Below are 7894 nucleotides of genomic sequence, written 5' to 3'. Positions count from 1 at the left end.
ACCGACTCCAACCGCCCTCGGCGGCAGCATCAATCCCACGAACAGCCCAACGAGCCAACCGCCGTCACGTCACGTGAACAACCGGCTGTAGTACTAGCAGCCGCAGGACCTGTCCGCGCACTTGATCAGCGCCAGAGAGCGCCAAGTGCGAACCCGTCAGGCTGAGGCTGCGATCACGGTGAGCAACCATCGAAGCCACAGTTGTGACCGATAGAGCAGATATAAAGGCAGGAACGACGCAGATAGTCACCGGTTCACGACGCCAGACGGCCTCCGCCCCAGTGTCGAACCGTAAAAGTGTGAGACGGATGTCAGAGGCATGCCCCGGAGAACGCCAAAAGCCGCTTCCTCGCGAACGAGAAAACGGCCTCTGACCTGCGACAATGGGGCGAACCCCAGTCGGGACGACAGGATTTGAACCTGCGCCCCCTTGACCCCCAGTCAGGAAGGGTTTCCCTTTTTCTGCCTGAAATGTACCCCCACGCATGTCGTGCGTGTGCAGATGAGAACGTTTCGCGCACATCACGCGCCAACGCGTATGACGTGTCCCCAGCTGGTCCCCAGGACAAGGGCTCGACGGAGGGCCCAAGTGGAATTCAGCCTCCAAGGTAATGCCACTTCGGCCGCGGATCCAGCGATTCCCACGGGTCTCCCAGCGACTCACCGAACAGGGATCATAAACTGCGTGGCGGAATTAATCCGATCTGGACCGAACGTCAGCCAGAAATTGGCACGAGAATCCCGACCTCGCTCATTACCTGCGGGCTTGCGGAATTCTCGGCGCTCGCCGTAGCTCATTCCGAAGACCGGTCCGAGGCTCGGCGCCGTCACAACCGTGCCTGCTCCGGGTTGTACAATCCCAACACCCAACGGCCGGCCGGCAGGCAGCCTCTCCCGACCCGCGGCCACTCTCCCGAGCAGCCCCCCGTGCGGGCCGAGGCTGCGCGATCAAGCTGCCCTACCCACCATCCGCACACCATGATCGTCCTCGTGGCGAGTCGCCAGCGGGTGCCCCGGCCAGTCGATCTTGCTTCTGTTCCACGCGCCACCCCTCATGCTCTGCCGCTGCACCCACCACTCCCGCAACTCTGGACACGCCATCACCACTTGGTTCGAGGAGGAGCCCAGCTCGTAGGTGGATTCGTCGCCCGGCAAGTCCGGCCGCGCGCGGCAGCGGCGGCGTCAGTGGTCCTTGGTCGGAAGGACGCGCAGGGCGAGCACGGATCCATCCGGGTGGACGGAAACCGGGCCGTCCCATTCGTCATCCCAGGTATCGGTCGGCGACGAGGCTCGGCGGGCATGGGCCTCGTCGCGGTAGCTGGTGAGCCGGTTGTTCGCAAGGTGTTCGAAGAGGTCCTGGGCGACACCCGAGAAGGCCTCCACCCGGGTGCGATTGAGGCGGAAGACGTGGTCGGTGCCGACGAACGGTATGCCGAGGAGCTCGTGCTCCGCGTCCTGGACGCTGCCAATCGCGGCGTGCGAGATACCCTCGTACCGCTTACGGCCCTGCCGGTTGGTGAGGTACGGGACGGTGGCGTCCGCGTCGCCGGCGAAGGCAGTCAGGCCGGCTGCGCCGGTACGGGCGAGGGCGTGCTGGAACCAGGCGTAGTGCCCCGGCTGGATGTGGAAGCCCGGCACGGGTTCGGGGGTCTCGCCGTCCTGCGCGGGCGGCTGGATTCCGGGAAAGATGTTGTCCTCGTCAAGTTCCTTGTCCAAGTCACGGGCTGCACCGGCTGGGTGGCTGAGTTTGCCGCCGTTGCCGCACGCCTGCAACGCGTGGACGGTCATTGGCCCGTCGACGGGAATCTCAGTGCTGAAGATCAGGGCTGGTGTATCGGTCCATCCGCCGATGTGCACAGCGTCGGCGTGGACCGCCCCGGAGGCCAGCTGGGTGTGGGAGACGGAGGCACCGCTGTGGTTGCCCTTGCAGGCGATCGGGAAGACCCGCGAGGGTTGGCCAGGCGCCCACACCTCGGCGAAGTACTGGGGGCGGTAGCGGTAGCCGACGGATGTCCCAGAGTCCCTGCCGGTGACGGCGAAGCGAGCTCGCAGCGCGGTGTCGGCAGGAACAATGGACACACTGTGGTCCGGAAAGCGCCTGGCCAGGACGTGTTTGGCTAGGGCAAGCGCGAAGCCGACCCCAAGCTCGTCGGACTGCAGCGCCTTGTAGTAGTCCGCGGTGTCACGCCCCTCGGCCGACAGGGCCATGAAGGTGCCGAGCGTGCCTTCCAGTGCCTGGCTGTACTTCAGGCAACCCCAGTGCTCCGCGAGCCCGCGCCCGGCGCCGCGCCGCGAGAGCGCAATCGCGCGCCCGAGGGTGTGCAGCACCTTCCACGGCGTCAGCTGCACTCCTTCGCCGACTTCCTTGGCCGGTATGAGTTGGAGACCCTGCTTGCGGCGGAGCGCGTCGAGCTCCTTCTCCTCCCGCTCATCGTCGTCCTTCGCCGCGGCCGTTTCCAGCTCGCCGACCAGCCTGGCAGTGGAATGCACCGCGATGTTCGACTGCTGAGCAAGCTGCCGAAGCACCTCACGAATGTCCTTCAACGCGTTGCCCTCCACGCATCCCCCAACTCTTCAGCGCCGCAGAGCAGATGCTGCACCTTAAGTCGCGATTTCGGGGCGCATGCCAGGGGCGTACACGAGCACGCCCGGCCTCTGCTCGTGCACCGTATGCTGCACAACCAAGGTTTCGGACCCAGCACAGCCAGCGACCGCCCGGCGGTTAGCAGACCTTCCGCGACTGGTTCCGTGAGCAGCTCGGTCTGCCCAGCATCCGGGTACCGCAGGCACCGACCCAGGAGACTAGTCGCGTGGTGCCTACGCGTACGGGTCGCGCAGCGGTCTGGGCTCACGAACCCCGCGAGTGATTGCCTCGGGGAGGTTCGGACCGGCGGTGTAGTAGCGTCCCTGGGCTTCTCCCTTGGCGGCCAGCCAATCAGCTCGGACCAGTTCGCGAATGTCGCGCTGGGCCTGCTGCTCGCTGAGCTCGGCATCGGCCTGGTAAGTGGCCCGGCGGACGCGGTTGCCCATAGCCGCAGGGTAGAGCGCGTAGAGCATGCGATCGGGCCAGCCGCGCTCCTCGACAGCTTCGTCGAGGGCGGTCCAGACCTCACGGGTGGTGTTCACCTGGCGCTCGACGCTCTGAGCCTGCTGGTGGTGGGCGCGCAGGCAGAACCGCACCCATGGCAGCGTGGCCCGATCCGGGGTCCATACGGGCCCGCCGACGTCGGCGAGAACGTCGTAATAGCGGTAGGTGTTGCGGGCCCGGCCAAGCCATTCTTCGATGCTGGAGAACTCCGGGGCCATGATGCCTTCGCGGGCGAGGACCAGAGTGTGCAGGGCGCGGGACATCCGCCCATTGCCGTCCGACCACGGGTGGATCGCGACCAAGTTGAGGTGCGCCATCGACGCCCGTACCAGCCCAGGCGCGTCGAGGTCCCCCTCGTTCAGCCAATGCACCAATTCCCCGGTCAGGGCCGGCACCTGGTCGGAATCCGGAGCAGTGTACGCGGCAATGGTCGGGTCCTCCGCCGAGGTCACGTACACCGGACCGCTGCGCCACCAACCGGGCCGCTTCAGCAAGTGGTGACCCTGCATCATGAAGTGCAGCGCGTTCAACAGGCCCTTGCTGTACGCGAAGTCGTCGCCGGCCTCAGCAAGACGCTGGATGTAGGTCATCGCCTGCCGATAGCCGTCAATCTCGGCAGTCACGGCCTCGTTCGCATCGATCGGTGCCTCGCCGACCATGATGTCCTCGACATCGGAGACGCTCGCAGCGTAACCCTCGATGGTGTTCGACCCCGCGATAGCCCGCGCGGTCAGGTTTCGCCGCAGTTGACCCTCCCAACGGCGGGGCGTGCGCAGATGCAACCGCAGACGGTCCCGCATCTCGTCGATCTCGGCGAGGACTCTCAGATCCGCTTCTTCCAGCACAGGCGAGGAATACAACATGTAGCAATGACACCATCATGGCATCACAGCGTCAAGCCAGCTATCCGCCGATTGCGACGCATCGAATCCTGCCGGGCCCTGGAGATCGCCACCGCCCCTGTTGGGTCTCTACAACAGCACCGACGCCCCCGAGATCAATTTGCGCATTCCCGCATGGCAAAGCCAGCAATATCCCAACCAGCCTCAGCGGCAGGCGCAAAACTTGCCACCCCGGTTGCGCCAGGTGCGCCAGAGTACCGCCGCCTCATCGCCTTGTCCGGCTCAGCATGGCCGACGCACAGCATCAACGATCCACCCGCCCGTCGCTCGCCTGCGGAATTCGCACCGCTGCGATTTTTCCGGCCACCAATACGGCGATGTACATCGTCGCCACCCTGATTCCCGAGGCCAGCACTTCAGCCGGGTTTACCCCAATTTGCCACCGCTACCGCACTTGACTGGCGAGCCCAGTGGGTCAAGGTGCGCCACCGTCAGACTCCGTGCCACACCCAAGTACCGACGGCGTGTCAGTGTCGATGGGGGTGATTCGGACAAAAGCCCCACCTCGGCGCCCTTGTCGATGTGATTCACGGGGCGCATCGAGAGCGCGATCCTTGACTCTGGTCCCCAGCTGGCCCCCAGGGCAACAGCAAGAGCCGGTACCTGGATTCCCAAGTACCGGCTCCCACAACCGACTTCACAGTCGGGACGACAGGATTTGAACCTGCGACCCCTTGACCCCCAGATTGTCAGCTGCCGGAGCGTCACCGCTCCGGCTTTTTTGTTGCCCAACTAGCTTGAGGTGCATATGAGTTGGCGTTCCATCCCAAGGACACCCGCCGAACGAGCTGACCGTTTGCCAGTTGTTACTTTGCGCACGATTGCCCGATTCGGCCTGTGGGCGCGGAGTTGGGCCATCAGGACCTGGTCCCAAAGTGGTCCCCAGGCCATAGACCCCACTCCGGCTACTGCCGGTGACGAGGATCTGTCGGTCCTTCAGGAACCGCTGTGGCAAGGCGCGGGTGGCCGCGGAGACGACAGTGCAGGTGGGCGACGCTCCGGCGCTACGGCTGTGGGCGGATCATGGTCGCTTACCCACTGGCTACGGATCGTCATCTTCCATGCGCCCGGGTTCGACGTAATTCGTGGGTTCTAGAGGTGCTCTGGGGTTGAAGGTGCAGGTCATCGGGCTGCGGTGAGTGCGGGCGCCCGAGAATGCCTAGAGACGCGACTTCTGTGATTTGCCTGCACTGGCCTGCTGCTTCGGCCTATCGTCTGGAGTCATGTACGTGAAGACGACGAAGCGGGAGAACAAGTCCGGGACGGTCCGGTACCTGCACCTGGCCCACAACGAGTGGGACCCGGTGAAGGGGCGGGCGGTGCCGAAGGTGCTGTTCACCTTCGGCCGCGAGGACGATCTGGACCGCGACGCGGTCAAGCGCCTGGTCGCGTCTCTATCGAGGCTGCTGGAACCGGGGGACGCCCTGGCCGCGACCGCCGCCTCGGACCTGGAGTTCGTCTCCTCGGTGCCGTTCGGCGGCGCCTACGTGCTCGACCACCTCTGGCGCCGACTGCGGATCGATCAGATCGTGGGCCGGGTCGGGCAGCCCAAGCGGGGTCGCCGCCGGGACATGACCGCGACCGAGCGGGTGGTGTTCGCCCTGGTCGCCAACCGCGCGCTGGCCCCCTCCTCCAAGCTCGCGGCCGCGGACTGGATCACGAACGACGTGCACATCGACGGCCTGGCCGAGGCCGGCGAGCAGACCTGCTACCGGGCGATGGACTGGCTGCACGAGGTCAAGGACGACCTGGAGAAGCAGGTGTTCGACGAGGTCGCGAACCTGCTGAACCTGGAGGTGGACCTGCTGTTCTTCGACACCACCAGCACCTACTTCGAGCTGGAGGAGCCCGACGAACCGGTCGCCCGCGACGACGCCGGCCGCAGGCTGGAGGGCGACGGCCAGGCAGACGGCGACGCGAAGCCGGTCGGGTTCCGGACCTACGGCAAGTCGAAGGACTCCCGCGACGACCTGCCGCAGATCGTCATCGGCATGGCCGTCACCCGCGACGGGATCCCGGTGCGCTGCTGGTGCTGGCCGGGCAACGCCTCCGACCAAACGCTGATCCGGCAGGTCAAGGACGAGATGCGGGACTGGACCCTCTCCAAGATCGTGTGGGTGGCCGACCGTGGCTTCTCCTCCGCCGAGAACCGCCGCTACCTGCGCAAGGGCGACCACGCCTACATCATCGGCGAGAAGCTCCGCTCAGGCAGTCCCGAGGTGCAGGCCGCCCTGTCCCGGCAGGGCCGCTACCAGGACGTCGGCGAGAACATGCGCGTCAAGGAAGTGCGGATATCCGACACCGACCGGTTCGTGATCTGCCACAACCCCGAAGCGGCCGAGCGCGACCGGCACATGCGCGAACAACTCGTCGCCTAACTTGCCGACTTGATCGCCGACACCGACAAGCTCAGCGACTTCAAGCGGGGCGAACTACGCGGCAGGATCGCCGACAAGCCGGGCCTGAACCGCTACCTTCGCGCCACCCCCGCCGGCAAGCTCCGCATCGACCAGGCGAAGATCAAGACGGAGGAGAACCTCGACGGAAAGTACCTCCTGCGCTGCTCGGACCCCCACCTGAGCGCCGAGGACATCGCGCTCGGCTACAAGCAACTGCTCGAAGTCGAGCGCGGCTGGCGCGACATGAAGCAGATCATCGACCTGCGGCCCGTCTACCACCGACTCGAAGAACGCATCCGAGCCCACGTCATCCTGTGCTGGCTCGCCCTCCTGCTGATCCGGATCACCGAGACCACCACCGGTGACACCTGGCCGCACATCCGACGCGAGCTCGACCGCCTCCACCTGGGCACCTTCACCGGCCCCACCGGAACCTTCCAGCAGGTCACCACCCTGACCAAGCCCCAGCGAGACCTGCTCGCGAAGCTGCAGATCCCCGTCCCCAAGCAGGTCGTCGCGCTCCAGCCCGCAACCCGCTGACCAGCCCAGACGTGACCGCCTAGAGAAACGCCCTCCAAGCGGTCACAAGCACGTCCGCCCAGGTCAGACCCCGGATTCGCCACTCCAGGCCGCCGAATTATGTCGAACCCGGGATGCGGTGTGTCGTCTGGAGCGTGTCCTTCCCGGTCGGTCCCGCCGTGCCTCGCGCCCCTGACCTCACGCTCTGCCGACACGCCCAGCCGCCCGGCGAACCTTGGTCCCAGGAGATCAACCGCTCATCGAGAGAGGAAGCCCATGGGACAGCGAGCGCAGCGTGGTCGGGTGTACCGGCGGTGTGGCTGCACGGACGAGCACGGGAAGCAGCTCGGTCCGTGGTGCCTGAGGTTGGTGGCAGAGGCGAACCACGGGAAGTGGACGTACTGCGTCGACCTGGCCCGGGAGGAGGGCAGGCGCCGCACCCGTCGGCGAGGCGGCTTCGCCACCCGCGCGGAGGCGGCTCGTGAGATGAAGGCGGTGCTCGACGGTGAGGTGCGCGGGGTGTATGAGGACCGCCGCACGACTGTGGCGAGTTACCTGCGCGAGTGGCTGGCCTCGGTGAAGGAGCGGCTCGCGCCGAACACCTACGCCGGCTACGCGGACTGCGTCGAGCGGGACTTGATCCCCGCATTCGGCCATCACCGCCTCCCTGACCTGCGCCCCAAGCACATTGACTGCTGGGTCGCCGCCCAGCAGGACGCCGGGCGGGGCCGCGTGACGATCTACCGGGTCGTCTCCACCCTGCGCAACGCGCTCAACGCTGCCGTCCGCTCATGGCGGCTGCGCTACAACCCGGCCAAGCATTCCGTCCCGCCCAAGCCCCGCGCCGCCGAACGCACCTGCTGGACTCCGGACGAGGCAGCGACGTTCCTGCGGCACAACGCCGAGCACTACGCCGACCGGCTCACCGACCTGTTCGAGGTCATGCTCGGCACCGGCATGCGCCGCGGCGAAGTCCTCGCCCTGCA

General features: G+C 66.3%; 4 protein-coding genes and 1 pseudogene. 3 read left to right on the top strand and 2 right to left on the bottom strand.

Going from position 1 to position 7894, the window contains the following annotated elements; all coding sequences use genetic code 11:
- Nucleotides 1-1182: 1182 nt before the first annotated feature.
- Nucleotides 1183-2559, bottom strand: a complete 1377-nt coding sequence (locus LN042_RS36255; protein WP_230055726.1) for a hypothetical protein — start codon at nucleotides 2557-2559, stop codon at nucleotides 1183-1185.
- A gap of 258 nt (nucleotides 2560-2817) precedes the next feature.
- The gene (locus tag LN042_RS36250; protein ID WP_308191927.1) at nucleotides 2818-3933 is read right to left on the bottom strand and encodes a Fic family protein; all 1116 of its coding nucleotides are present in this window, start codon (nucleotides 3931-3933) and stop codon (nucleotides 2818-2820) included.
- A gap of 284 nt (nucleotides 3934-4217) precedes the next feature.
- On the opposite strand from LN042_RS36250, the gene LN042_RS36245 reads away from it, so the two are divergent.
- The 3 genes and pseudogenes from LN042_RS36245 to LN042_RS36230 all read left to right on the top strand — a co-directional run.
- Nucleotides 4218-4388 carry a hypothetical protein gene (locus LN042_RS36245; protein ID WP_230055724.1) on the top strand — a complete coding sequence of 57 codons (171 nt, stop codon included), beginning with the start codon at nucleotides 4218-4220 and terminating at the stop codon, nucleotides 4386-4388.
- A gap of 825 nt (nucleotides 4389-5213) precedes the next feature.
- A pseudogene (locus LN042_RS36240) lies at nucleotides 5214-6929 on the top strand (IS1634 family transposase).
- A gap of 348 nt (nucleotides 6930-7277) precedes the next feature.
- A partial coding sequence (locus tag LN042_RS36230; protein WP_372495887.1) for a site-specific integrase occupies nucleotides 7278-7894 on the top strand: 617 nt, incomplete at its 3' end.

This window comes from Kitasatospora humi (genome assembly GCF_020907985.1).
GTDB lineage: Bacteria > Actinomycetota > Actinomycetes > Streptomycetales > Streptomycetaceae > Kitasatospora > Kitasatospora humi.
This window is presented reverse-complemented; position numbering and strand designations above follow the sequence as displayed.

What these genes read in the sequence shown, in the direction of transcription:
- LN042_RS36245 (WP_230055724.1), top strand. Translation starts at nt 4,218, where the DNA reads ATGGCCGACGCACAGCATCAACGATCCACCCGCCCGTCGCTCGCCTGC.